The organism is Enterobacter cloacae complex sp. P6RS (assembly GCF_014982245.1).
Taxonomy (GTDB): domain Bacteria; phylum Pseudomonadota; class Gammaproteobacteria; order Enterobacterales; family Enterobacteriaceae; genus Enterobacter; species Enterobacter bugandensis.
This window is the reverse complement of the sequence record NZ_JADCLB010000008.1, coordinates 35,841-60,431: the sequence shown is the minus strand read 5'-3', so window position 1 is coordinate 60,431 and position 24,591 is coordinate 35,841. Positions and strand designations below refer to the sequence as shown.

Sequence of the window (24,591 nt, the reverse complement as noted above, 5' to 3'; positions counted from 1 at the left end):
TGTACCCTACATACAGCCGAACTAAAAAAAGAAAGGGCTTCCCACGGGAAGCCCAATTTCTTTTTGGGGGTCAGGGAATTAGCAAACTTGAACCCTGCGTCGCCCGGCTTTCCAGCACCTCATGCGCGCGCTGCGCATCGGTTAGCGGGTATTTCTGTGCATCCGCCACATCCACCTTAATCACGCCGCTGGCTATTAGCGAGAACAGCTCGTTGCTGGCTTCCTCCAGTTCTTCCCGGTTGGTGATGTAACCCTGCAAAGAAGGGCGCGTCACGTACAGCGACCCTTTCTGATTCAGAATGCCGAGATTGACGCCGGTGACAGCGCCTGAGGCGTTACCAAAGCTCACCATCAGCCCGCGACGCTGCAGGCAGTCCAGCGACGCTTCCCAGGTGTCTTTCCCCACCGAGTCATACACGACGCGTACTTTTTTGCCGCCGGTAATCTCTTTTAGCCGCTCGACGATGCTCTCTTCCCGGTAGTTGATCACCTGCCACGCGCCCGCGTCCAGCGCACGCTGGGCTTTTTGCGCACTGCCTGTGGTGCCGATCAGCTTCGCGCCTAAGGCTTTCGCCCACTGGCAGGCGATGAGCCCGACGCCGCCCGCCGCGGCATGAAACAGGAACTGCTCGTCGGGTTTAATCTCGTAGGTTTTACGCAGCAGGTAGTAAACGGTTAAGCCTTTCAGGAAGGAGGCCGCCGCCTGCTCAAAGGAGATGGCGTTAGGCAGCAGGGCGGCTTTGTCCGCCGGGACGTTGTGGACGGAGCTATAGGCGCCCAGGGCAGACTGTGCATACACCACACGATCGCCTTCTTTGATGTGCTTAACCGCACTGCCCACTTTGCTGACGATACCGGCCGCTTCAGTGCCCAGGCCGCTCGGCATTGACGGAGGCGGGTAGAGCCCGCCGCGAATATAAGTATCGATGTAGTTTATGCCGATGGCTTTGTTTTCCACCTGCACTTCGTTTTCGCCAGGCGCGGTGGGGGTGAACTCCACCGCTTTCAGCACTTCAGGACCGCCGTGTTTCTGGAACTCAATGCGCGTTGCCATGCTCCCTCCGTAAGAAAAATATGGTAATCTTTCGACCCACTCTTTATCTCGGTAACTCCATTCACTATGGCAGGAAACAAACCCTTCAACAAACAGACTGAACCTCGCGAGCGTGATTTCCAGGTCGCAGGGTTAAAAGTCCCGCCGCACTCGATTGAAGCGGAACAGTCGGTGTTGGGCGGTTTAATGCTGGATAACGAACGCTGGGACGACGTCGCCGAGCGCGTAGTGTCTGAAGATTTCTACACCCGTCCGCACCGCCATATCTTTACCGAAATGGCGCGCCTGCAGGAGTCCGGCAGCCCGATTGACCTGATTACGCTCGCAGAGTCGCTGGAGCGTCAGGGGCAGCTGGACAGCGTCGGCGGCTTTGCCTACCTGGCAGAGCTGTCAAAAAACACGCCAAGTGCGGCGAACATCAGCGCTTACGCCGACATCGTGCGCGAACGTGCCGTCGTTCGCGAGATGATCTCGGTAGCGAACGAAATCGCCGAAGCCGGATTCGACCCGCAGGGCCGCACCAGCGAAGACCTGCTCGACCTTGCTGAGTCCCGCGTCTTTAAAATCGCCGAAAGCCGTGCCAACAAAGATGAAGGCCCGAAAAACATCGCCGACGTGCTCGACGCCACCGTTGCGCGTATAGAGCAGCTTTTCCAGCAGCCGCACGACGGTGTGACCGGGGTGAACACAGGCTATGACGATCTGAACAAAAAAACTGCCGGTTTACAGCCGTCGGATTTAATTATCGTCGCGGCGCGTCCGTCGATGGGTAAAACGACATTTGCGATGAACCTCGTCGAAAATGCGGCGATGTTGCAGGATAAGCCCGTACTTATTTTCAGCCTTGAGATGCCCTCTGAGCAGATCATGATGCGTTCTCTGGCATCCCTGTCGCGCGTGGATCAGACCCGCATCCGTACCGGCCAGCTCGACGACGAGGACTGGGCGCGCATCTCCGGCACCATGGGCATTCTGCTGGAAAAACGGAACATCTACATCGATGACTCCTCCGGCCTGACGCCGACGGAAGTGCGCTCCCGCGCGCGCCGCATCGCCCGTGAACACGGCGGCATCGGCCTTATCATGATCGACTACCTTCAGCTGATGCGCGTCCCGTCGCTCTCCGACAACCGTACGCTGGAAATTGCAGAGATTTCCCGCTCGCTCAAGGCGTTAGCCAAAGAGCTGCACGTGCCGGTAGTGGCGCTGTCGCAGCTTAACCGCTCCCTGGAACAGCGTGCAGACAAACGCCCGGTCAACTCCGACCTGCGTGAATCCGGCTCCATTGAGCAGGATGCCGACTTAATCATGTTCATCTACCGTGATGAGGTCTATCACGAGAACAGCGACCTGAAAGGGATCGCCGAAATTATTATTGGTAAGCAACGTAATGGCCCCATCGGTACGGTACGTCTGACCTTTAACGGACAGTGGTCGCGTTTCGACAACTATGCCGGTCCTCAATATGATGATGAGTAATTTCTAAGGAATTCAAATGCAAGCGGCAACTGTTGTGATTAACCGCCGCGCTCTGCGACACAACCTGCAACGTCTGCGTGAACTGGCACCCGCCAGCAGGCTCGTTGCAGTCGTGAAAGCGAACGCTTACGGACACGGTCTTCTTGAGACCGCGCGAACGCTCCCCGATGCCGACGCCTTTGGCGTCGCCCGTCTCGAAGAAGCTCTCCGCCTGCGCGCAGGCGGCATTACGCAACCGATTCTGCTCCTTGAAGGCTTTTTTGAAGCCTCGGATCTGCCGACCATTGCAGACCAGCAGCTGCACACGGCGGTACACAACGAAGAACAACTGGCCGCGCTGGAAACGGCTGAACTGAGCGAGCAGGTCACCGTCTGGATGAAGCTCGACACGGGCATGCACAGGCTGGGCGTGCGTCCGGAAAACGCGGAGGCGTTTTATCAGCGTTTGTGCCAGTGCAAAAATGTGCGTCAGCCGGTCAATATCGTCAGCCACTTCGCCCGTGCCGATGAGCCCGAATGTGGCGCAACCGAGCAGCAGCTTGATATCTTCAACACCTTCTGCGAAGGCAAGCCGGGAATGCGCTCCATTGCGGCATCCGGCGGCATTCTGCTGTGGCCGCAATCCCACTTCGACTGGGCGCGTCCGGGGATTATCCTGTATGGCGTTTCCCCGCTTGAGAATAAACCCTGGGGGCCGGACTTAGGCTTTAAGCCGGTGATGTCGCTGGTATCAAAGCTGATTGCCGTGCGGGGGCACAAAGCGGGCGAGCCGGTGGGTTACGGCGGTACCTGGACCAGCGAGCGCGACACGCGGCTTGGCGTGGTGGCGATGGGCTACGGCGACGGCTATCCGCGCGCGGCACCAACGGGCACGCCAGTGCTGGTCAATGGTCGTGAAGTGAAAATTGTTGGCCGCGTGGCGATGGACATGATTTGCGTGGATCTTGGGCCCGGCGCGCAGGATAAAGCGGGCGACGATGCGGTGATGTGGGGTGAAGGTCTGCCCGTTGAACGCATTGCTGAGATTACAAAAGTGAGTGCTTACGAACTTATTACGCGTCTGACGTCGCGGGTGGCGATGAAATACATCGACTGAGCTTTAACGGGATGCGATGCATCCCGCTTCTGTTAACATCCCCTCGATCTTATTCCGCTTCCGGTTTATTGTTGAAAACCCTGCCTCATAATAATCCGGAGAACATCGCGTGTTTCAGAAAGTAGACGCCTACGCCGGCGACCCTATTCTCTCCTTGATGGAGCGTTTCAAAGAAGATCCTCGCAGCGATAAAGTGAACCTCAGCATTGGTCTTTATTACAACGAGGACGGCATCATTCCTCAACTGAAAGCCGTTGCCGAAGCCGAAGCACGTCTTAACGCAACCCCGCACGGTGCTTCGCTTTATTTGCCGATGGAAGGGTTAAACACCTACCGTAATACGATTGCGCCGCTGCTGTTTGGTGCGGACCACGCGGTGCTCGCGCAAAAGCGCGTGGCGACTATCCAGACGCTGGGCGGCTCGGGTGCGCTGAAGGTAGGCGCAGATTTCCTGAAAAAATATTTCCCGGATTCCGGCGTGTGGGTCAGCGACCCGACGTGGGAAAACCACGTGGCCATCTTTGAAGGTGCGGGCTTTAAGGTCGAGACCTATCCGTGGTTCGACAGCGAAACCAACGGCGTGCGCGTCGAAGCGCTGTTGGAAAAACTGAACACCCTGCCGGCGCGCAGCATCGTGCTGCTGCACCCATGCTGCCATAACCCGACCGGGGCGGACCTCACCAATGCCCAGTGGGATGCGGTGATCGAGGTGCTGAAGGCACGTAACCTGATCCCGTTCCTCGACATCGCCTATCAGGGCTTTGGCGCGGGCATGGAAGAAGATGCTTACGCCATCCGCGCCGTTGCCAGCGCCGGGCTGCCAGCGCTGGTCAGCAACTCCTTCTCAAAAATCTTCTCTCTCTACGGCGAGCGCGTTGGCGGTCTGTCCGTGGTGTGTGAAGACGCCGAAGCCGCGGGGCGCGTTCTCGGCCAACTGAAAGCGACGGTCCGCCGTATTTACTCCAGCCCGCCGAACTTTGGTGCGCAGGTGGTGGCGACCGTTCTGGGCGACGAACAGCTGAAAGCCACCTGGCTTGCGGAAGTGGAAGCGATGCGCAAGCGCATTCTGTCGATGCGTCAGGAACTTGTTAACGTGCTGAAAGAGGCGGTGCCGGGGCATAACTTCGACTATCTGCTCAAGCAGCGCGGGATGTTCAGCTATACCGGACTGAGCGCGGCACAGGTCGATCGCCTGCGTGACGAGTTCGGTGTCTACCTGATCGCCAGCGGCCGTATGTGCGTGGCGGGCCTGAATGCCGGCAACGTCCAGCGCGTGGCGCAGGCGTTTGCTGCTGTAATGTAAATGCTCACTAACCCAGCCCTCTCCCCGTGGGAGAGGGCTGGGGTGAGGGCATCAGACCGCATAAACACGTCCCCCGGCACTTTGTGATCGTCTTCTTTTTATTCATCTTTATAAGTAAAAACTCCTTTCCTTCCCCTCCCGCCGGGGTTATGGTCGGATAGATTTTTGACCATCCACTCAAAATATAAAGATAACAAACTGAATATTCAGGGGAAAATATGCGCAAGATCACACTGGCGCTCAGCGCCGCCTGCTTATTGTTCTCGCTTAATAGCGCCGTCGTCGCGCGCGCTTCCGCACCGACGCCGCTTTACACCGGCACCACCGCCGCTATCCTTGCCGAGCAGGCACCCATTCACTGGGTTTCCGTGGCCCAAATTGAAAACAGCCTGATGGGCCGCCCGCCAATGGCCGTGGGCTTCGACATTGACGATACCGTGCTGTTCTCAAGCCCTGGTTTCTGGCGTGGCAAGAAAACGTATTCTCCGGACAGCGATGCGTATCTGAAGAACCCGGAGTTCTGGGAAAAAATGAATAACGGCTGGGATGAGTTCAGCATTCCGAAAGAGGTGGCCCGCGCGCTGATCGCCATGCACGTTAAGCGCGGCGACAGCATTTACTTTGTCACCGGCCGTAGCCAGACCAAAACGGAGACCGTCTCCAAAACCCTGCAGGACGATTTTCAGATCCCGGCGGCCAGCATGAATCCGGTCATTTTTGCCGGTGATAAAGAGGGACAAAACACCAAAACCCAGTGGCTGGAGCAGAAAAACATCAAAGTGTTCTACGGTGATTCGGATAACGACATTACCGCGGCGCAGGATGTGGGGGCCAGAGCGATCCGGGTGCTGCGTGCCTCTAACTCGACCTATCGACCGCTGCCGATGGCAGGCAAGTTTGGCGAGGAGGTGATTGTTAACTCCGAGTATTAGTTCTTGAGCGGCGGCTTTGATTCTTTTTTGAACAAATCCGCCGCTGCGGGTTTTACCTTTCGCCTTCTTGCTGCACACTTAGAAAGATTCATCTTTCAGAACGGAGCAGCTCATGTGGTATCAACAGACCCTGACCTTAAGCGCTAAACCCCGCGGGTTTCACCTTGTGACGGACGAAGTCATCGGGCAACTCCGCGACCTGTCGCGCGTCAAAACGGGTTTACTGCATCTGCTGCTTCAGCACACGTCAGCCTCCCTCACGCTTAATGAAAATTGCGACCCTACCGTCCGGTCTGATATGGAACACCATTTCCTGAAGACGGTTCCGGACAACGCCCCCTACGAGCACGATTATGAAGGCGCAGATGACATGCCTTCGCATATCAAATCTTCTCTGCTGGGCGTATCGCTGATGCTGCCGGTTCATAACGGGCGGCTAATGCTGGGAACGTGGCAAGGGATCTGGCTGGGAGAACATCGCATTCACGGTGGTTCGCGTAAAATTATCGCAACGCTACAAGGGGAATAAAGATGACAATTTCGGAGATACTTCAGTACTGCATGAGCAAGCCTGGCGCGGAACAAAGCGTTCACAGCGACTGGAAAGCCACGCAGATCAAAGTGGGAGACGTGCTGTTTGCGATGGTGAAAGAGGTTGAAGGGCGCCCGGCGGCGTCGCTGAAAACCAGCCCGGAACTGGCGGATCTATTACGTCAGCAGCATGATGATGTGAGGCCGAGCCAGCACCTCAATAAGGCGCACTGGAGTACCGTTTATCTGGACGGCTCGCTGCCCGGCTCGCAAATTTACTATCTGGTGGATGCGTCCTACAAGCAGGCGGTTGAGCTGCTGCCGGAAGCGACCCGACAGCAGCTCTCCGTGTAACAATTACAGCAACGGTTTAAGGAAGCGCGCGGTGTGCGAGGCTTCGCACTCTGCAACGGTCTCTGGCGTACCGGAGACGAGGATTTCACCCCCGCCGCTGCCGCCTTCCGGGCCGAGATCGACAATCCAGTCCGCGGTTTTAATCACGTCCAGATTATGTTCGATGACCACAATCGTGTTGCCCTGATCGCGCAGCTGATGCAGCACCTCAAGCAACTGCTGGATATCCGCAAAGTGCAGGCCGGTGGTCGGCTCATCCAGAATGTAGAGCGTCTGGCCGGTACCACGCTTGGACAGTTCGCGCGCCAGCTTCACGCGCTGCGCCTCACCGCCGGACAGGGTTGTTGCTGACTGCCCCAGGCGAATGTAGGTCAGGCCTACGTCCATCAGCGTCTGCAGCTTACGCGCCAGCGCAGGGACGGCGTCAAAGAACTCGCGCGCCTCTTCGATGGTCATGTCCAGCACTTCGTGGATGGTCTTGCCTTTGTACTTAATCTCCAGCGTTTCGCGGTTATAGCGCTTGCCTTTGCACTGGTCGCACGGCACGTAGATATCCGGCAGGAAGTGCATCTCAACCTTGATCACTCCGTCGCCCTGACACGCTTCACAGCGACCGCCGCGCACGTTAAAGCTGAAACGTCCTGGCGTATACCCGCGCGAACGCGCTTCCGGTACGCCTGCGAAGAGTTCACGTACGGGCGTGAAGACGCCGGTATAGGTCGCCGGGTTGGAACGCGGCGTACGGCCAATCGGGCTCTGGTCGATGTCGATAACCTTGTCGAAATGCTCCAGCCCCTGAATGTCGCGGTACGGTGCAGGCTCGGCCAGCGTCGCGCCGTTCAGCGCCGTCTGCGCAATCGGGAACAGCGTATCGTTGATCAGCGTCGATTTACCGGAACCGGACACGCCGGTAATGCAGGTAAACAGGCCAACCGGCAGCGTCAGGGTGACGTCCTTCAGGTTGTTGCCGCGCGCCCCTGTGAGCTTCAGCACTTTTTCCGGGTTCGCCGCGACGCGCTGTTTTGGCACTTCAATTTTGCGCTTGCCGCTCATGTACTGGCCTGTCAGCGACTCGGGCACCGCCATAATGTCCTTCAGCGTACCTTCCGCCACCACCTGGCCGCCGTGCACGCCCGCGCCCGGGCCGATGTCGATCACGTGGTCTGCGGCGCGAATTGCGTCTTCGTCGTGCTCCACCACGATTACCGTGTTGCCGAGATTGCGCAGGTGGATCAGTGTGCCGAGCAGACGCTCGTTGTCGCGCTGGTGCAGGCCGATGGACGGTTCATCCAGCACGTACATCACGCCGACTAAGCCCGCGCCAATCTGGCTCGCCAGACGGATACGCTGGGCTTCACCGCCGGAGAGCGTTTCCGCCGAGCGGGAAAGCGTCAGGTAGTTCAGGCCAACGTTCACGAGGAACTTGAGGCGATCGCCGATCTCTTTCAGCACTTTTTCGGCGATTTTCGCACGCTGGCCGGAAAGCTTCAGGTTGTTGAAGAAGTCCATTGCGTGGCCGATGCTCATGTCTGAGATGGTCGGCAGCGCCGTGTTTTCCACAAACACGTGGCGCGCTTCGCGACGCAGACGCGTGCCCTCGCAGGTGGCGCAGGAGCGGTTGCTGATGAACTTCGCCAGCTCCTCGCGCACCGCGCTGGATTCGGTCTCTTTGTAGCGGCGCTCCATATTGTGCAGCACCCCTTCGAACGGGTGGCGACGCACGGAGGTATCGCCGCGATCGTTCATGTATTTGAACTCGATGTTCTCTTTGCCGGAACCGAACAGGATCACTTTGTGCACGTTCGGGCTCAGGCTCGCCCACGGCGCTTCAACGTCGAATTTGTAGTGCTCCGCCAGCGACTTCAGCATCTGGAAGTAGTAGAAGTTACGCTTATCCCAGCCGCGAATCGCACCGCCCGCGAGCGACAGCTCGGGGTTCTGGATCACGCGATCCGGATCGAAATACTGCTGCACGCCCAGACCGTCACAGGTCGGGCACGCGCCCGCCGGGTTGTTGAACGAGAACAGGCGCGGTTCCAGCTCGCGCATGCTGTAGCCGCAAATCGGGCAGGCGAAGTTGGCGGAGAAGAGCAGCTCTTCCGCTTTCGGGTCGTCCATGTCGGAGACCACGGCCGTGCCGCCAGAGAGTTCCAGCGCGGTTTCAAAGGATTCAGCCAGACGCGTGGCGAGATCGTCACGCACCTTAAAGCGGTCAATCACCACTTCGATGGTGTGTTTCTTTTGCAGCTCAAGCTTTGGCGGATCGGACAGGTCACACACTTCGCCGTCGATACGGGCGCGGATATAGCCCTGGCTTGCCAGGTTCTCCAGCGTTTTGGTGTGCTCGCCTTTACGCTCTTTGATGATCGGTGCCAGCAGCATCAGGCGTTTGCCTTCCGGCTGCGACAGCACGTTATCCACCATCTGGCTCACGGTCTGTGCCGCCAGCGGGACATCGTGGTCCGGGCAGCGCGGCTCACCCACGCGGGCATACAGCAGACGCAGGTAGTCATGGATTTCGGTAATGGTACCGACCGTTGAACGCGGGTTATGCGAGGTAGACTTCTGCTCAATAGAGATAGCAGGCGATAACCCTTCAATATGATCGACATCCGGTTTTTCCATCAGCGACAGGAACTGACGTGCGTACGCCGAGAGCGATTCAACGTAACGACGCTGTCCTTCGGCATACAAAGTGTCGAAAGCCAGTGAGGATTTGCCAGACCCCGAAAGTCCGGTCACGACGATGAGTTTGTCGCGAGGGATTATGAGGTTGATATTCTTGAGATTATGGGTGCGGGCGCCCCGAACTTCGATCTTATCCATTCACCTTTCCCGGTTGGAACACGGATTGCCTGGTTTGTTTGAAGGACAAACGGCTGTCAGAAACGGCTAATTATGACACAAAATGACCTGTTTGAATATACAGTATTGGAATGCATTTTCTGATTCACTGTGTAACAATGTTGAGTTCGCGGGAGAACTCTGGAACGTGCTACGCAACTATCAAAGTGCAGCATGGAAATGGTACACTCGCGCGTTTACACTATTAAGAAACGTATTCAGGAGACACGAACATGGCCAGCAGAGGCGTAAACAAGGTGATTCTCGTCGGTAATCTGGGCCAGGACCCGGAAGTACGCTACATGCCGAGTGGTGGCGCAGTTGCCAACATTACGCTGGCTACTTCCGAATCCTGGCGTGATAAAGCGACCGGTGAAATGAAAGAGCAGACCGAATGGCACCGCGTTGTGCTGTTTGGCAAACTGGCAGAAGTAGCCGGTGAGTATCTGCGTAAAGGTTCTCAGGTTTATATCGAAGGCCAGCTGCGTACCCGCAAATGGACCGACCAATCCGGTCAGGAAAAATACACCACGGAAGTGGTGGTGAACGTGGGCGGCACCATGCAAATGCTGGGTGGCCGTCAGGGCGGTGGCGCACCGGCAGGTGGCGGTCAGAACCAGCAGCAGGGTGGTTGGGGTCAGCCTCAGCAGCCGCAGGGCGGCAACCAGTTCAGCGGCGGCGCGCAGTCTCGTCCGCAGCAGCAGTCTGCTCCGGCACCGTCTAACGAACCGCCAATGGACTTCGACGACGATATCCCGTTCTGATTTCAGCGTGATCCAAACTAAAAACCCAGACGTCGTCTGGGTTTTTTTATAGGGATCAGGTAATCACCATCGGCCAGTCTGGTGGCGTGTGGCTCATCGCTTCAACCATCACCACTTTAATATTTTCCCAGACGGCGGCCATATCCAGCAGCGTGATGCCCAGCAGGCCCGTCGCGAACCAACAGGCCGCCCCCAAGCCCAACAGGGTGCTGATCACCGCCAGACCCGTGTAGTCAGACTTACGAAACTGAATGTTCAGCGTGCTGGCTAAAAACATCAAAACCGCACTCAACAAGGGCCAGCGCAGGAGAACCATGCTGGTCGTAATGGTTGCCATAAAACCCATCCTCTACAAAACAGACGAACTGAATGAAACAGTGTTTTTCGTTACACAATATGTGTGAACTATATCACATTTGATGATTTATTCGCCAGTGTCTGTGCAACCCAAAAGGGGGATTTTATTACCCAAAAAAGCGTGTGTGGTACGGGGCTGCCTTTGCACAGCGGACCTGGGATCCACCACGTGTCGGTTTTTAGGCGTAGCCTTATTTTCTGATTATATTGTAGCGTTGGCTGATTATTTATAAATCAGCGAACAAAATATACCCGCGTAAATAGGATAAAACGTCATGCTGACGTTGTGCTTTTTTCATGCCACCAGAAGTTTTGCTTAATCAGCGATCCTCTGTTGTGTTCTCTTCAAACCTACCGTGCGCGATGGATAATTATTTTCCTTAATTAAAACGGAACGAATACTTACAGTTTAGCTTACGGGAAAATATTATCGTCATAACGAAATTTAAGATTTTTAATACTAAAAGTCAGTTGCTAACTTCGCATGATTCATGCAACGTAATCACCTGTTTAACAAAGCATCCGGCCTTCATTACTACAGGCGTACAACATGCAGGGATATAGGGCGGGAAATGAATCGTAGCGCGCGGCGCAAAATGCTCAGAGTGGTAGGGATCATCATGGTAGTTATGCTGCCGGTGATGCTTGCTCTATGGTTTGCCCAGCTACGAGCCGAGTCGGAAACGAGCGCTCAGCTACGGACATTTGCTGAACTGGCTTTAGACAAAACAGAACTGGTAATTCAACAAGTTGAACTGGCCAGGGGCGAGGCAGAAAAATATCAGGGTGAACGTTGTACGCCGGAACATCGTCAATATATGTTGAACGTTGTTCGTGGCCGCCTGTTTGTCGCCGATTTAATTTATGCTGAAGGTCAGAATTTTCTTTGTTCGACCGTTTTTACACCGGATCAACCCTACGTCATTCCGGTCGCTAATTACACGCGTAAACCTGACGTTGCTATCTATTATTTTCGCGATACGCCATTTTATACTGGCTATAAAATGACATATATGCAGCGCGGAAATTATGTCGTGGTGGTCAATCCGCTTTCTTACAGTGAAGTGATGTCTACCGATCATTCCCTCGCATGGGGGGTATACGACACGGTAACTAATGCCTTCTTTTCCGTCAGCCAGAAAGCCAATGCGACTTTATTAAATTCGATGATTCGGGATAAGGAATCGGTATTTCAAAAAGATAACCGTTTCTATACCGTCGTGAAATCGACAAATCGGCCTATTGCCGCCATCGTGTCGACGTCAGATAAACGTTTTTATGAAACGCTCTATCACCAGGCGACGTTGACGCTACCGCTGGGAATGATCTGCAGCATTATTATTTTGCTGGTGTGGTCCCGCACCCATCGTGAGCTTAATTCGCCGGGGCGCTTACTGCACCGGGCGCTGAACAAGCGCCAGCTTTGTGTGCACTATCAGCCGATTATTGATATCAAGAACAACCAGTGTGTGGGGGCAGAGGCGCTGTTGCGCTGGCCTGGTTTCAATGGGCAGGTAATGAGCCCGGCTGAGTTTATTCCGCTTGCGGAAAAAGAGGGAATGAGCGAGCGGATCACGGATTATGTCGTTGAGGAGGTATTCAGCGATCTGGGCCATTTCCTGGCGGCGCATCCGCATCTCTATATATCGATTAACCTGTCGGCCACGGACTTCCACTCCTCGCGGCTGATCGCCATGATTTCTGACAAGGCCCGGCACTACGCCGTACGCGCCCAGCAAATTAAAATTGAAGTGACGGAACGCGGCTTTATCGATGTGCCAAAAACCACGCCTGTGATTCAGGCCTTCCGTCAGGCGGGCTATGAAGTGGCGATCGATGATTTCGGGACCGGTTATTCCAACCTGCACAACCTCTACTCGTTGAACGTGGATATTCTGAAAATCGATAAATCGTTTATCGACACCTTAACCACCAACAGTACCAGCCACCTGATCGCCGAGCATATTATCGAGATGGCGCAAAGCCTGCGGCTTAAAACCATTGCGGAAGGGGTTGAGACGGCTGAGCAGGTGAGCTGGCTGTTGAAGCGCGGCGTTCAGTTCTGTCAGGGATGGCACTTCGCGAAAGCGATGCCGCCCCAGGAATTTATGACCTGGCAGCAGCAACCTATGCACTGATATGCATTAATTCAACTGGTGGCGATAATCGCTCGGCGTACGGTCAAACTCGCGGCGAAACACGCGGGAAAAGGTTTGTTGCGAAACATAGCCAAGATCCATTGCGATATCAAAAATCGGCCGCTGCGTTGAGCGTAACGCCTGCGCCGCCAGCAGCAGCCTGCGCTGACGAATGTACTCCCCCAGCGTCTGGTGCATGACCGTGCGGAACATTCTCTGTAAATACCATTTCGAATAGCCCGATTTTTTTGCGACCACATCAATGTTCAACGGTTGGTCGATATGATCGTCAATCCATTCAATAAGTGTCTGAATAATTTGCTGATGCGACATAAGGTTGCCCCTCTGTAGATACAACTTTCTCGGTTGATTCGTCGTTTTCTCTGCGGGGGAGTATAATTCCTCAAGTTAACTTGAGGTAAAGAGGTTTTATGGAAAAGAGATTGCCGCGCATTAAAGCGCTGTTAACCCCCGGCGAAGTGGCAAAGCGAAGCGGTGTTGCGGTATCGGCGCTCCACTTTTATGAAAGCAAAGGGTTAATTAAAAGCATCCGTAACGGCGGAAACCAGCGCCGCTACACCCGTGACGTGCTCCGCTACGTGGCGATTATCAAAATTGCGCAACGCATCGGCATTCCCCTGGCGACGATCGGTGAGGCATTCGGCGTGTTGCCGGAAGGGCACACGCTTAGCCCGAAAGAGTGGAAAGAGCTTTCGTCCCAGTGGCGTGAAGAGCTGGACAGGCGTATCCACACGCTGGTGGCGCTGCGTGACGAGCTGGACGGCTGTATCGGCTGCGGCTGCCTGTCCCGTAGCGACTGCCCGTTACGTAACCCTGGCGACAGGCTGGGCGAGCAGGGGACCGGGGCGCGGCTGCTGGAGGAGGATTAAGTTCTTGCGGCAAAAAGCATAATAAAGAACTAAAGCGCCACTAAGGGCGCTTTAGTTTTTCCCGGTCTTTGTCTTTCTCTCTATCCCGCTGGTTCACGGGAGGGTTTCCCCCGACATCAGCACCCCTCGTGTCGAGCTGGTTGGGGAGGTTCCGGATTGTGCTGACACTTTAATTCTATGCAAGACCCGTTTTTTCGCCAGCCGCGCTAGCCGTTTTTTAAACGAAATTTTTTCGCGGTGTTGTTCGATTTTCTATAGTTAAAAAGTATGAATAACAGGAGAAAATCATGCTCACGGTACATCACCTTAACCAGTCGCGCTCGCACCGCGTGATCTGGGCGCTGGAAGAGCTCGCCCTGCCTTATGAGATTGTTCACTACCAGCGCGAAAAGAACATGCTGGCACCCGAGTCCCTCAAAAAGGTGCATCCGTTGGGCAAATCGCCGGTCATTGAAGATAACGGGCTGATCCTTGCGGAGTCAGGCGCCATTCTGGAGTATCTGCAGGAAACCTATGATGCCGAATCGCGGCTGAAGCCTTTAGACCCCGCGCATAAGGTGCAATACCGCTTCTGGCTGCATTACGCAGAAGGGTCGCTGATGCCGCTGCTGCTCATGAAGCTGGTCTTCAGCAGCCTGGGCAAGCCGCCCGTGCCGTTTGGCATCCGAACACTGGGCAAGGCGCTGGGGCAGGGGGTACAGAAAGCGTATCTCAACCCCCAGCTGGAGACCCATGCGCGCTTTATTGACTCACATCTTGCTAAAAACAGCTGGTTTGCCGGAGAGACGTTAAGCATGGCCGACATTCAGATGAGCTTCCCCCTCTTTGCCCTGCTGGCGCGCGGCGGCATTGCTAATCTTCCGCATATTCAGGCATGGAAGCAAAAAGTGGAAACTAGCCCTGGCTGGCAAAGAACCCTGCAACAAGGTGGCCCGTTAACGATCCCGGGTGAGGATTGAAATGTAAACAAATTGCGCATAGACGATAACGTTTGCGCATCCTCTGTTTATTTCTTCATCGTCATAAGTGAATTTTAGCGAAAAACGACAAAGTTCAGTTGAAAAGGGCGGGTATTAGGCTGGATAATCGTTTGCCTTAATTTGACCACCCGTTTTATAAGCGCGGAGCTAAACGTTTGCTTTTTTTGCGACGCCCTTTCGTCGCAAACGCAACACACGGATTTGACGTTTTAGCTGGCAGCGGTGTCTCCACCACGCTTATGGACGTTCTATAAAAACTCTCAGGGGATGTTTTCTATGTCTACGCCATCTGCGCGTACCGGCGGTTCACTTGACGCCATGTTTAAAATTTCGGCTCGTGGCAGCACCGTGCGCCAGGAAGTCGTTGCCGGTCTGACCACGTTTCTGGCGATGGTTTACTCCGTCATCGTGGTGCCGGGCATGCTGGGCAAGGCGGGCTTCCCGCCTGCGGCTGTCTTTGTCGCCACCTGCCTGGTGGCTGGCGTGGGCTCCATCGTAATGGGCCTGTGGGCGAACCTGCCGCTGGCAATTGGTTGCGCCATCTCTTTGACCGCCTTTACCGCGTTCAGTCTGGTGCTGGGCCAGCAGATCAGCGTACCGGTTGCCCTCGGCGCCGTGTTCCTGATGGGCGTACTGTTTACCGTTATTTCTGCCACCGGCATCCGTAGCTGGATTTTGCGCAACCTGCCGCAGGGCGTGGCGCACGGAACCGGTATCGGTATCGGCCTGTTCTTGCTGCTGATCGCTGCCAATGGCGTGGGTCTGGTCATCAAGAACCCGCTGGACGGCCTGCCGGTAGCGCTCGGTCATTTCGCGAGCTTCCCGGTCATTATGTCGCTCATCGGTCTGGCGGTGATTATCGGCCTGGAAAAACTGAAGGTGCCGGGCGGCATTTTGCTGACCATTATTGGCATTTCCATCGTCGGCCTGATTTTCGATCCGACCGTTCACTTCTCCGGTATTTTCGCCATGCCGTCGCTGAGCGATGACAAAGGCAACTCCCTGATCGGCAGCCTGGATATCGTCGGCGCGCTGAACCCGGTGATCCTGCCAAGCGTGCTGGCGCTGGTGATGACCGCGGTATTTGACGCCACCGGTACCATTCGCGCGGTGGCCGGTCAGGCCAACCTGCTGGATAAAGACGGTCAGATTATTGATGGCGGCAAAGCGCTGACCACCGACTCCCTGAGCAGCGTCTTCTCTGGTCTGGTGGGGGCGGCGCCTGCGGCGGTGTATATCGAATCTGCAGCGGGTACGGCGGCAGGCGGTAAAACCGGCCTGACGGCCATCACCGTCGGCGTGCTGTTCCTACTGATCCTGTTCCTCTCTCCGCTCTCCTACCTGGTGCCTGCGTATGCGACCGCGCCAGCGCTGATGTACGTCGGCCTGCTGATGCTGAGCAACGTGGCGAAAATCGATTTTGCGGACTTCGTGGATGCGATGTCCGGCCTGATTACCGCAGTGTTTATCGTCCTGACCTGTAACATCGTGACCGGCATTATGATCGGCTTCGCCTCGCTGGTGATTGGTCGTCTGGTTTCCGGAGAGTGGCGCAAGCTGAACATCGGCACCGTGGTGATCGCCGTTGCGCTGGTGGCGTTCTACGCGGGCGGCTGGGCAATCTGAGTTATCCATTGATGCGAAAACGGGTGGCTCAGGCCGCCCGTTTTTATTTTCAGGACTCATCCCGTTGCCTTTTGCGTTACTCTGGAGAGGATAGAATAAGAGGCACGACGCCTCAGGTTTGGCTTAAAAAGAAACACAGCAAACAGGGAACGCATGGAAATCTTCTTCACAATACTCATCATGACCCTTGTGGTCTCGTTATCCGGGGTGGTCACACGCGTACTGCCCTTCCAGGTCCCCCTGCCATTAATGCAAATAGCCATCGGCGCGCTGCTGGCGTGGCCGACGTTCGGTCTGCACGTGGAGTTCGATCCGGAACTGTTCCTCGTGCTGTTTATCCCGCCGCTGCTGTTTGCCGATGGCTGGAAAACCCCGACGCGCGAATTTCTTGAGCACGGGCGAGAGATCTTCGGCCTGGCGCTGGCGCTGGTGGTCGTTACCGTGGTCGGGATTGGTTTCCTGATCTACTGGGCCGTACCGGGTATCCCGTTAATTCCCGCCTTTGCGCTGGCCGCCGTGCTGTCGCCGACCGACGCCGTGGCCCTTTCCGGCATTGTGGGAGAAGGGCGCATTCCGAAGAAAATCATGGGCATTTTGCAGGGCGAGGCGTTGATGAACGACGCTTCCGGCCTGGTGGCCCTGAAGTTTGCCGTGGCGGTAGCCATGGGCACCATGGTCTTTACCATTGGTGGCGCGACCCTGGAATTCTTCAAGGTGGCGATTGGCGGTATTCTCGCGGGCTTCGTGGTGAGCTGGCTGTATGGTCGTTCGCTGCGCTTCCTCAGCCGCTGGGGCGGCGATGAACCGGCGACGCAAATCGTTCTGCTGTTCCTGCTGCCGTTTGCCTCTTACCTTATCGCTGAACATATTGGCGTCTCGGGCATTCTGGCGGCGGTAGCGGCGGGGATGACCATCACCCGTTCCGGCGTGATGCGCCGCGCGCCGCTGGCGATGCGCCTGCGCGCCAACAGCACCTGGGCGATGCTGGAGTTTGTCTTTAACGGCATGGTCTTCCTGCTGCTGGGCCTGCAGCTGCCGGGCATCATGGAATCCTCGCTGATCGCGGCGGAGGCGGATCCAAACGTTGAAGTCTGGATGCTGTTTACCGATATCGTGCTGATCTACATGGCATTAATGCTGGTGCGTTTCGGCTGGCTGTGGACGATGAAAAAATTCAGCGTCCGCTTCCTGACCAAAAAGCCGATGGAGTTCGGCTCCTGGACCACGCGCGAGCTGCTGATTGCCTCCTTCGCGGGCGTACGCGGGGCGATAACCCTCGCCGGTGTGCTCTCTATTCCGCTGCTGCTGCCGACGGGCGACGTCTTCCCGGCGCGCTACGAGCTGGTGTTCCTGGCGGCGGGCGTGATTCTCTTCTCGCTGTTTGTCGGCGTGATTATGCTGCCGATTTTACTCCAGCACATTGATGCCGGTGACTCGACCCAACAGCACAAAGAGGAGCGGATAGCCCGTGCGGCGACGGCAGAAGTCGCGATTGTCGCCATTGAGAAGATGGAGGAGCGTCTGGCTGCCGATGCCGAAGAGAACATTGATAACCAGCTGCTGAAGGAAGTCAGTTCACGCGTGATTGGTAATTTGCGCCGTCGTGCTGACGGACGTAACGACGTGGAAAGCTCGCTGCAGGAAGAGAACCTCGAGCGTCGTTTCCGCCTGGCGGCGCTGCGCTCCGAGCGTGCCGAGCTCTATCACCTGCGCGCCACGCGCCAGATCAGCAACGAGACGCTGCAAAAGCTGCTGCACGATCTGGACCTGTTAGAAGCGCTGCTGATAGAGAATCAGTAGCGCGCTTTTGCCCGGTGGCGCTGCGCTTACCGGGCCTACATTTGAACCGTAGGCCGGGTAAGGCGAAGCCGCCACCCGGCACTATTCAGACCGCACCCAAAACCCCTCACAACATTGCAGCCACGCCTGTGCGCTGTGCGAAAGATACACCCCTTCACGCCAAATCATCCCCAACTGCCAGTGCAGGTCACTCTCCAGCGGGATCCAGCGCAGCGTGTTTTTATCCAGCCGCTCGCAGATCGGCTGCGGCAGAATGGCAATTCCCACGCCCGCCTGCACCATCGCCGCGAGGAAATCCCACTGGCCGCTGCGCACCGCAATGCGCGGCTTCACGTTATGGTGGTTAAACAGGGTCATCAGCTGGCGGCTTAAGGCGAAGTCTTCGTTGTAGATCAGCAGCGGGTGTTCGCCGAGCAGATCGGGCTTCACTGAGTCTATCTTCAGCCAGTCGCCGGAGCGGGGCACCAGCACGCACAGCGGATGGCTGAACAGCGGCAGCGTTGCCAGCCCGCTCTCTTCCTCCACGGGAAGGGCCGTCATCGCCACGTCCAGCTCGCCGTTGATCACCGCCTGCTGCACGGTCAGGCCGCCGAACTCAGATATTTTAAGCTCAACGCCGGGGTAGCGCTGGCGGAACAGGCTTATCGGCCCGGCCATCATCATGCCGACCATCGGCGGAATGCCGAGCCGCAGCAGACCTTTCGTCAGGTGGTTGATGTCCGCAAGCTCGGCCTCAAGCTGGCGGAACTCCGCCAGGATCGCCAGCCCGCGCTCGAACACCACGCGTCCGGTATCGGTCAGCAGCAGCTTGCGTCCGTCGCGGATCAGCAGGGTACAGTTCAGCTCGTCTTCGAGGTTTTTCAGCATTTTGCTGATGGTTGGCTGGGTAACGAACAACTTCTCCGCTGCGCGGGTAAAACTTTGCTGGCGAACCACCTCGACAAAATAGCGCAGCGTTCTTATGTCCATGATTATTCCTCGAAACTATACCTTCGATGATTTTAATTCATTTCAGTCGATGACGTACGCTCACTATACTGGCGCCTCGTCTCATTTCTGAGGAAAACCCCCATGGCCGTGGCGTTAAGCCGTGTTACGCCTGCCGTTGTGCAACGACTCCAGGTCCCGGTTCAGGTACTGCTCTACGCGGGACTGTTTGTTTTTGCGGAATATCTTGTCGACTGGCTGCACCTGCCTTTACCCGCCAACCTGGTAGGGATGGTGCTGATGCTGGTGCTGATCCTCTGCCGCGCGTTGCCCCTCAGCTGGGTGCGCGCCGGCGCGCGCTGGCTGCTGGCGGAGATGCTGCTGTTCTTTGTTCCGGCCGTGGTGGCGGTGGTGAACTATGCGCAGCTGCTGATGGTCGACGGCTGGCGCATCTTCGCGGTTATTGCCCTGAGCACGCTGATGGTGCTGGGTGCCACCGCCTGGGTGGTGGATAAGGTGTACCGGTTCGAAATCAGCAGGCAAAAGCATGACTAACTTTCAGATAAGCGTGCTGTGCCTGATCGTGACGGTCGCCATCTACTTTGCCAACAAGCGCCTGTATCGCCGCTTTCGCACGCTGCCGCTGATGCCGCTGGTCTTCACGCCCATCCTGCTGGTGCTGATGCTGGTCTTCGGCCATATCTCCTGGCAGAACTACATTGGTGAATCCCACTGGCTGCTGTGGCTGCTCGGCCCGGCGACTATCGCCTTTGCGGTGCCGGTGTATGACAACCTGGCGATTATCAAACGCCACTGGATGTCGCTCAGCGCGGGCGTCGTCACCGCCACGGTGGTGGCGGTCTGTAGCTCCGTCTGGCTGGCGCGACTGTTTACCCTCTCCGATGAAATTCAGCGCAGCCTGGCCGTGCGCTCGGTGACCACGCCGTTTGCGCTGGCAGCGGCTAAACCGCTCGGCGGGCAGCCGGACCTGGTGGCGCTGTTCGTGGTCGTCACCGGTGTATTCGGCATGGCGGTGGGCGATATGCTCTTTCTGCGGCTCTCTATCCGTGAAGGGATGGCGAAAGGCGCGGGATTTGGCGCGGCATCTCACGGGGCAGGCACGGCGCGTTCGTATGAGCTGGGTCAGCAGGAAGGGGTCGTTGCAAGCCTGGTGATGATGCTCTCGGGCGTAACGATGGTGCTGATTGCGCCGCTGGTGGCGTGGGTGATGTTTTAAGCTCCCCGGCCAGAGCAACCGGGGAGAAAGGCTTAGTGCGCGCGGCCCTGCTCAACGCCGAGGCCGGTTTGTGAGCGGATAAACTGGGCGCGGAATTTCTCACGCTCCAGGTTACCCTCCGGAGAGTTGTCGGTAGCCGAGAAGACCCAGATACCGATAAATGCCACGGCAATGGAGAACAGCGCCGGGTACTCGTACGGGAAGATAGCGCTTTCGTGACCGAGGATCTGCACCCAGATGGTCGGGCCGAGGATCATCAGAATTACCGCTGTCAGCAGGCCGAGCCAGCCGCCTATCATCGCCCCACGGGTGGTCAGTTTGGACCAGTACATGGAGAGCAGAATGATTGGGAAGTTACAGCTTGCCGCAATTGAGAAGGCCAGTCCCACCATAAAGGCGATGTTCTGCTTCTCAAACAGGATCCCCAGCAGAATAGCGACCACGCCCAGCACCAGCACGGTGATTTTGGAAACCTTCAGCTCGTCGCGCTCGCTCGCGCCTTTACGGAAGACGTTGGCGTAGAGGTCGTGCGATACCGCAGACGCGCCCGCCAGCGTCAGCCCGGCGACCACCGCAAGGATGGTGGCGAAGGCCACAGCGGAGATAAAGCCGAGGAACAGGTTGCCGCCCACCGCGTCGGCCAGGTGCACCGCCGCCATGTTGTTACCGCCAATCAGCGCGCCCGCCGCGTCTTTAAACGCCGGGTTCGCGCCCACCAGCATGATCGCGCCGAAGCCGATGATAAAGGTCAGGATGTAGAAGTAACCCATAAAGCCGGTGGCGTAGAAGACACTCTTACGCGCTTCACGCGCGTCTGACACCGTGAAGAAACGCATCAGAATGTGCGGCAGGCCAGCGGTACCAAACATCAGGCCGAGACCGAGAGAGAGCGCGGAGATCGGATCTTTCACCAGCCCGCCCGGGCTCATGATCGCTTCTCCTTTCGGGTGGACAGCCATCGCTTCGGTGAACAGGTTATTGAAGCTGAAGCCGACGTGTTTCATCACCATAAAGGCCATAAAGCTCGCGCCGAACAGCAGCAGTACGGCTTTGATGATCTGCACCCAGGTGGTGGCCAGCATGCCGCCGAACAGAACGTACATCACCATCAGCACGCCCACCAGCACCACCGCGATGTGGTAGTTCAGGCCAAACAGCAGTTCGATAAGCTTGCCCGCGCCCACCATCTGGGCGATCAGATACAGCGCCACCACCACCAGCGAGCCGCAGGCGGAGAGGGTACGAATCGGCCCCTGCTTCAGGCGATAGGATGCCACGTCAGCGAAGGTGTAACGTCCCAGGTTGCGCAAGCGTTCGGCAATCAGGAACAGAATGATCGGCCAGCCGACGAGGAAGCCGAGGGAGTAGATCAGGCCGTCATAGCCGGAGGTGTACACCAGCGCGGAGATCCCGAGGAACGAGGCGGCGGACATAAAGTCACCCGCAATCGCCAGGCCGTTCTGGAAGCCGGTAATGTTGCCGCCCGCGGTGTAGTAATCGTTACGGGAGCGAACGCGTTTCGACGCCCAGTACGTAATGTACAGCGTCAGCACCACGAAAATCAGGAACATGATAATCGCCTGCCAGTTGGTGGGCTGGCGCTGTACCTCGCCGGTAATGGCATCCGCCGCGTGGGCGGCAAAGGGAAGTGTGGCGGCTAGCGCCGTCAGGACTCGCTTCATGATGCTTTTACCTCTTGCAGTACCGCTTTATTAAGACGATCGAACTCACCGTTCGCACGCCAGACGTAGACGCCGGTCAGCACAAACGAAATCACGATCACGCCAATGCCAATGGGGATACCGCGCGTCACGCTGGTGCCCTCATGTAACGGGGTGCCCAGCCAGTGCGGCGCAAAGGCGATGAGCAGAATAAAGCCGACATAGATAATCAGCATGATGATGGAAAGGGTGAAGGCAAACCGTTGCCGCTTATCGACGAGCTCCCTGTAGTGCGCACTATTCTCTATCTGCTGACAAATATCGTTATTCATCACAGAAATCTCCAGAGGTAAGGTTGGTTTGTTTTATCCCCTCTCCCCTATGGGGAGAGGGTGAGGGGAGAGGGAGAAAACACTAGGATGGCATCGCGATGGCCTGCTTCTCTTCGAGCAGTTTGTCCACCACGCCAGGATCGGCAAGCGTTGAGGTATCGCCGAGGTTGCTGGTATCGCCTGCCGCGATTTTGCGCAGAATACGGCGCATAATCTTGCCGGAACGGGTTTTCGGCAGCGAGTCTGTCCAGTGCAGTACGTCCGGCGTGGCAAGCGGGCCAATCTCTTTACGTACCCAGTTGCGCACCTCGGTATACAGCTCCGGCGACGGCTCTTCGCCGTGGTTCAGGGTGACGTAGGCGTAGATCGCCTGGCCCTTGATGTTGTGAGGAATGCCGACCACCGCCGCTTCGGCAATCTTCGGATGCGACACCAGCGCGGACTCAATCTCTGCCGTACCCAGACGGTGGCCGGAAACGTTCAGCACGTCGTCCACGCGTCCGGTGATCCAGTAATAACCGTCTTCATCCCGGCGCGCGCCGTCGCCGCTGAAGTACATGTTTTTAAAGGTCGAGAAGTAGGTCTGCTCGAAGCGCTCGTGATCGCCAAACAGCGTGCGCGCCTGGCCCGGCCAGGAGTCTGTGATCACCAGGTTACCCTCGGTGGCGCCTTCCTGCGGATTACCTTCGTTATCCACCAGCGCAGGCTGCACGCCGAAGAACGGACGGGTTGCCGAGCCGGCCTTCAGCTGCGTCGCGCCCGGCATTGGGGTGATCATGAAGCCGCCGGTTTCGGTCTGCCACCAGGTGTCCATCACCGGGCACTTCTCGTTACCGATTTTCTTCCAGTACCACTCCCAGGCTTCCGGGTTGATGGGCTCGCCCACGGAGCCGAGGATGCGCAATGAGGAGCGGTCGGTGCCCTCGATGGCCTTATCGCCTTCCGCCATTAACGCGCGGATCGCCGTTGGCGCGGTGTAAAGAATGTTGACCTGGTGCTTGTCGACCACCTGACACATGCGCGCCGGGGTCGGCCAGTTCGGTACGCCCTCAAACATCAGCGTCGTTGCGCCGCAGGCCAGCGGGCCGTACAGCAGGTAGCTGTGTCCGGTGACCCAGCCCACGTCGGCGGTACACCAGTAGATGTCGCCCGGATGGTAGTCGAAGACGTATTTAAAGGTGGTGGCCGCATAGACCAGATAGCCGCCGGTGGTGTGCAGTACGCCTTTCGGTTTACCGGTTGAGCCGGAGGTGTAAAGAATAAACAGCGGATCTTCCGCGTTCATCTCTTCCGGCTGATGCTGGTCGCTCGCGTTTTCAATCAGGTCGCTCCACCACAGGTCACGCCCCTCGTGCCAGTCGATCTTGCCGCCGGTACGCTTGAGGACAATGACGTTATTGATGGATTTTACGTTCGGGTTTTTCAGCGCTTCATCGACGTTTTTCTTCAGCGGAATATCGCGCCCGGCGCGTACGCCCTCGTCGGCGGTGATCACCAGCTTCGAGTTCGAGTCAACGATGCGCCCGGCAACCGCTTCAGGGGAGAAGCCGCCGAAGATGACGGAGTGGATCGCGCCGATACGCGCGCAGGCGAGCATAGCTACCGCCGCTTCCGGCACCATCGGCATGTAGATCGCCACCACGTCGCCTTTTTTAATCCCCTGGTCCAGCAGCACGTTGGCGAAGCGGCAGACGTCGCGGTGCAGCTCTTTATAAGAGATGTGTTTGCTCTGAGAGGCATCGTCGCCTTCCCAGATAATGGCCGTTTCGTTGCCGCGTTCGGCAAGATGGCGGTCCAGGCAGTTCGCCGCCAGGTTCAGCGTGCCGTCTTCATACCATTTGATGGAGACGTTGCCTGGCGCGAAAGAGGTATTCTTCACCTTCTGATAAGGTTTGATCCAGTCAAGGATGTGACCCTGCTCGCCCCAGAAGGCGTCCGGGTTGGTAACAGATTGCTGATATTTCTCGTGGTACTGCTCCGGGGTGATCAGGCAACGGTCCGCAATGTTTGCGGGAATGTCGTGTTTGTGTATTTGGCTCATGGCTTTTTTTCTCCTTGTAAGATGTTAATAATATGTCGCAAAAACGTTAATAGTAGGGGCTTTACAAGCTTTGTTTAGTATTTGGGCGACAGATCACGCATTGTTTGAACAGGTTGAAAATTGAGCGAATGAAACTTTGAAGGGAAATAATTCACGATGCCGATTATTCACAATTCTTTATAAAAAAGCGTTTTTATAACAAAAGGTTATTTACCAGAATTATGACAAACTCGCGTCATAACCGC

The 24,591-nt window shown here is 56.8% G+C and carries 22 protein-coding genes; 14 read left to right on the top strand and 8 right to left on the bottom strand.

Annotation, left to right across the window (positions count from 1 at the left end):
* Positions 1 to 70 precede the first annotated feature (70 nt).
* A complete protein-coding gene (locus tag INF73_RS05080) occupies positions 71 to 1,054 on the bottom strand; it encodes a quinone oxidoreductase (protein WP_193540831.1) in 984 nt (327 codons plus the stop codon).
* Positions 1,055 to 1,120: 66 nt separating this feature from the next.
* Here INF73_RS05080 and dnaB point away from each other — a divergent pair, with 66 nt between their 5' ends.
* The 6 genes from dnaB (at position 1,121) to INF73_RS05050 (ending at position 6,749) form a co-directional block, all read left to right on the top strand.
* Complete coding sequence (gene dnaB, locus INF73_RS05075) at positions 1,121 to 2,533, top strand: replicative DNA helicase (RefSeq protein WP_008503375.1); 1,413 nt, start codon at positions 1,121 to 1,123, stop codon at positions 2,531 to 2,533.
* A 16-nt stretch (positions 2,534 to 2,549) separates the two neighbouring features.
* The gene (gene alr, locus INF73_RS05070; protein ID WP_193540829.1) at positions 2,550 to 3,629 is read left to right on the top strand and encodes an alanine racemase; all 1,080 of its coding nucleotides are present in this window, start codon (positions 2,550 to 2,552) and stop codon (positions 3,627 to 3,629) included.
* Between the two features lie 109 nt (positions 3,630 to 3,738).
* Entirely contained in the window at positions 3,739 to 4,932 is a 1,194-nt protein-coding gene (tyrB, locus tag INF73_RS05065) for an aromatic amino acid transaminase (protein WP_045260940.1), read from the top strand.
* A 218-nt stretch (positions 4,933 to 5,150) separates the two neighbouring features.
* Positions 5,151 to 5,864: an acid phosphatase AphA gene (aphA, locus tag INF73_RS05060; protein WP_193540827.1), complete on the top strand. Its 714-nt coding sequence runs from the start codon at positions 5,151 to 5,153 to the stop codon at positions 5,862 to 5,864.
* 112 nt (positions 5,865 to 5,976) lie between these two features.
* Positions 5,977 to 6,393 (top strand): secondary thiamine-phosphate synthase enzyme YjbQ, encoded by a 417-nt coding sequence (locus INF73_RS05055; protein ID WP_041911536.1) that lies wholly within the window; start codon positions 5,977 to 5,979, stop codon positions 6,391 to 6,393.
* A 2-nt stretch (positions 6,394 to 6,395) separates the two neighbouring features.
* A complete protein-coding gene (locus INF73_RS05050; RefSeq protein ID WP_028015174.1) occupies positions 6,396 to 6,749 on the top strand; it encodes an MmcQ/YjbR family DNA-binding protein in 354 nt (117 codons plus the stop codon).
* A 3-nt stretch (positions 6,750 to 6,752) separates the two neighbouring features.
* Here the strand turns inward: INF73_RS05050 and uvrA are convergent, their stop codons facing one another.
* Complete coding sequence (gene uvrA, locus INF73_RS05045; RefSeq protein ID WP_041911534.1) at positions 6,753 to 9,575, bottom strand: excinuclease ABC subunit UvrA; 2,823 nt, start codon at positions 9,573 to 9,575, stop codon at positions 6,753 to 6,755.
* A gap of 251 nt (positions 9,576 to 9,826) precedes the next feature.
* Here uvrA and ssb1 point away from each other — a divergent pair, with 251 nt between their 5' ends.
* Positions 9,827 to 10,357, top strand: coding sequence for a single-stranded DNA-binding protein SSB1 (ssb1, locus tag INF73_RS05040; RefSeq protein WP_006810470.1), 531 nt, complete (start codon positions 9,827 to 9,829; stop codon positions 10,355 to 10,357).
* A 55-nt stretch (positions 10,358 to 10,412) separates the two neighbouring features.
* On the opposite strand, the gene INF73_RS05035 is transcribed toward ssb1, so the two are convergent.
* The gene (locus INF73_RS05035; RefSeq protein WP_025757848.1) at positions 10,413 to 10,694 is read right to left on the bottom strand and encodes a YjcB family protein; all 282 of its coding nucleotides are present in this window, start codon (positions 10,692 to 10,694) and stop codon (positions 10,413 to 10,415) included.
* Between the two features lie 592 nt (positions 10,695 to 11,286).
* Here INF73_RS05035 and INF73_RS05030 point away from each other — a divergent pair.
* Complete coding sequence (locus INF73_RS05030; RefSeq protein WP_193540863.1) at positions 11,287 to 12,852, top strand: EAL domain-containing protein; 1,566 nt, start codon at positions 11,287 to 11,289, stop codon at positions 12,850 to 12,852.
* Positions 12,853 to 12,858: 6 nt separating this feature from the next.
* On the opposite strand, the gene soxS is transcribed toward INF73_RS05030, so the two are convergent.
* Positions 12,859 to 13,185: a superoxide response transcriptional regulator SoxS gene (gene soxS / locus INF73_RS05025; RefSeq protein ID WP_008503387.1), complete on the bottom strand. Its 327-nt coding sequence runs from the start codon at positions 13,183 to 13,185 to the stop codon at positions 12,859 to 12,861.
* A 98-nt stretch (positions 13,186 to 13,283) separates the two neighbouring features.
* Here soxS and soxR point away from each other — a divergent pair, with 98 nt between their 5' ends.
* The 4 genes from soxR (at position 13,284) to INF73_RS05005 (ending at position 18,148) form a co-directional block, all read left to right on the top strand.
* On the top strand, positions 13,284 to 13,742 hold the full coding sequence (soxR, locus tag INF73_RS05020; protein ID WP_023331806.1) for a redox-sensitive transcriptional activator SoxR: 459 nt from the start codon (positions 13,284 to 13,286) through the stop codon (positions 13,740 to 13,742).
* 287 nt (positions 13,743 to 14,029) lie between these two features.
* Positions 14,030 to 14,701, top strand: coding sequence for a glutathione S-transferase family protein (locus tag INF73_RS05015; RefSeq protein WP_028015178.1), 672 nt, complete (start codon positions 14,030 to 14,032; stop codon positions 14,699 to 14,701).
* 297 nt (positions 14,702 to 14,998) lie between these two features.
* Complete coding sequence (gene ghxP, locus INF73_RS05010; protein ID WP_028015179.1) at positions 14,999 to 16,348, top strand: guanine/hypoxanthine transporter GhxP; 1,350 nt, start codon at positions 14,999 to 15,001, stop codon at positions 16,346 to 16,348.
* Between the two features lie 153 nt (positions 16,349 to 16,501).
* Complete coding sequence (locus tag INF73_RS05005) at positions 16,502 to 18,148, top strand: Na+/H+ antiporter (protein WP_028015180.1); 1,647 nt, start codon at positions 16,502 to 16,504, stop codon at positions 18,146 to 18,148.
* Between the two features lie 81 nt (positions 18,149 to 18,229).
* On the opposite strand, the gene INF73_RS05000 is transcribed toward INF73_RS05005, so the two are convergent.
* Entirely contained in the window at positions 18,230 to 19,117 is an 888-nt protein-coding gene (locus tag INF73_RS05000; protein WP_041911529.1) for a LysR family transcriptional regulator, read from the bottom strand.
* 102 nt (positions 19,118 to 19,219) lie between these two features.
* On the opposite strand from INF73_RS05000, the gene INF73_RS04995 reads away from it, so the two are divergent.
* Both INF73_RS04995 and INF73_RS04990 read left to right on the top strand, forming a co-directional pair.
* Entirely contained in the window at positions 19,220 to 19,630 is a 411-nt protein-coding gene (locus tag INF73_RS04995; RefSeq protein ID WP_100171234.1) for a CidA/LrgA family protein, read from the top strand.
* Positions 19,623 to 20,312 carry an LrgB family protein gene (locus INF73_RS04990; protein ID WP_102751355.1) on the top strand — a complete coding sequence of 230 codons (690 nt, stop codon included), beginning with the start codon at positions 19,623 to 19,625 and terminating at the stop codon, positions 20,310 to 20,312. Before INF73_RS04995 ends, INF73_RS04990 begins: the two co-directional genes overlap by 8 nt.
* Before the next feature lie 32 nt (positions 20,313 to 20,344).
* On the opposite strand, the gene actP is transcribed toward INF73_RS04990, so the two are convergent.
* The 3 genes from actP to acs all read right to left on the bottom strand — a co-directional run bounded on the left by actP (position 20,345) and on the right by acs (position 24,346).
* Positions 20,345 to 21,994: a cation/acetate symporter ActP gene (gene actP / locus INF73_RS04985; protein WP_045630756.1), complete on the bottom strand. Its 1,650-nt coding sequence runs from the start codon at positions 21,992 to 21,994 to the stop codon at positions 20,345 to 20,347.
* Positions 21,991 to 22,305 carry a DUF485 domain-containing protein gene (locus tag INF73_RS04980; RefSeq protein WP_028015185.1) on the bottom strand — a complete coding sequence of 105 codons (315 nt, stop codon included), beginning with the start codon at positions 22,303 to 22,305 and terminating at the stop codon, positions 21,991 to 21,993. The genes actP and INF73_RS04980 overlap by 4 nt, the downstream gene beginning before the upstream one ends.
* An 82-nt stretch (positions 22,306 to 22,387) precedes the next feature.
* Positions 22,388 to 24,346, bottom strand: coding sequence for an acetate--CoA ligase (gene acs, locus INF73_RS04975; RefSeq protein ID WP_193540825.1), 1,959 nt, complete (start codon positions 24,344 to 24,346; stop codon positions 22,388 to 22,390).
* Positions 24,347 to 24,591 lie beyond the last annotated feature (245 nt).

Excerpts from the sequence above, each read along its gene's own strand:
- INF73_RS05080 (WP_193540831.1), bottom strand. The coding sequence starts at position 1,054 with ATGGCAACGCGCATTGAGTTCCAGAAACACGGCGGTCCTGAAGTGCTG.
- INF73_RS04980 (WP_028015185.1), bottom strand. The coding sequence starts at position 22,305 with ATGAATAACGATATTTGTCAGCAGATAGAGAATAGTGCGCACTACAGG.
- INF73_RS05055 (WP_041911536.1), top strand. The coding sequence starts at position 5,977 with ATGTGGTATCAACAGACCCTGACCTTAAGCGCTAAACCCCGCGGGTTT.
- aphA (WP_193540827.1), top strand. The coding sequence starts at position 5,151 with ATGCGCAAGATCACACTGGCGCTCAGCGCCGCCTGCTTATTGTTCTCG.
- dnaB (WP_008503375.1), top strand. The coding sequence starts at position 1,121 with ATGGCAGGAAACAAACCCTTCAACAAACAGACTGAACCTCGCGAGCGT.
- INF73_RS05000 (WP_041911529.1), bottom strand. The coding sequence starts at position 19,117 with ATGGACATAAGAACGCTGCGCTATTTTGTCGAGGTGGTTCGCCAGCAA.
- INF73_RS05030 (WP_193540863.1), top strand. The coding sequence starts at position 11,287 with ATGAATCGTAGCGCGCGGCGCAAAATGCTCAGAGTGGTAGGGATCATC.
- soxR (WP_023331806.1), top strand. The coding sequence starts at position 13,284 with ATGGAAAAGAGATTGCCGCGCATTAAAGCGCTGTTAACCCCCGGCGAA.
- actP (WP_045630756.1), bottom strand. The coding sequence starts at position 21,994 with ATGAAGCGAGTCCTGACGGCGCTAGCCGCCACACTTCCCTTTGCCGCC.
- soxS (WP_008503387.1), bottom strand. The coding sequence starts at position 13,185 with ATGTCGCATCAGCAAATTATTCAGACACTTATTGAATGGATTGACGAT.
- INF73_RS05015 (WP_028015178.1), top strand. The coding sequence starts at position 14,030 with ATGCTCACGGTACATCACCTTAACCAGTCGCGCTCGCACCGCGTGATC.
- INF73_RS05005 (WP_028015180.1), top strand. The coding sequence starts at position 16,502 with ATGGAAATCTTCTTCACAATACTCATCATGACCCTTGTGGTCTCGTTA.
- INF73_RS05035 (WP_025757848.1), bottom strand. The coding sequence starts at position 10,694 with ATGGCAACCATTACGACCAGCATGGTTCTCCTGCGCTGGCCCTTGTTG.
- INF73_RS04995 (WP_100171234.1), top strand. The coding sequence starts at position 19,220 with ATGGCCGTGGCGTTAAGCCGTGTTACGCCTGCCGTTGTGCAACGACTC.
- acs (WP_193540825.1), bottom strand. The coding sequence starts at position 24,346 with ATGAGCCAAATACACAAACACGACATTCCCGCAAACATTGCGGACCGT.
- uvrA (WP_041911534.1), bottom strand. The coding sequence starts at position 9,575 with ATGGATAAGATCGAAGTTCGGGGCGCCCGCACCCATAATCTCAAGAAT.
- INF73_RS05050 (WP_028015174.1), top strand. The coding sequence starts at position 6,396 with ATGACAATTTCGGAGATACTTCAGTACTGCATGAGCAAGCCTGGCGCG.
- ssb1 (WP_006810470.1), top strand. The coding sequence starts at position 9,827 with ATGGCCAGCAGAGGCGTAAACAAGGTGATTCTCGTCGGTAATCTGGGC.
- INF73_RS04990 (WP_102751355.1), top strand. The coding sequence starts at position 19,623 with ATGACTAACTTTCAGATAAGCGTGCTGTGCCTGATCGTGACGGTCGCC.
- alr (WP_193540829.1), top strand. The coding sequence starts at position 2,550 with ATGCAAGCGGCAACTGTTGTGATTAACCGCCGCGCTCTGCGACACAAC.
- ghxP (WP_028015179.1), top strand. The coding sequence starts at position 14,999 with ATGTCTACGCCATCTGCGCGTACCGGCGGTTCACTTGACGCCATGTTT.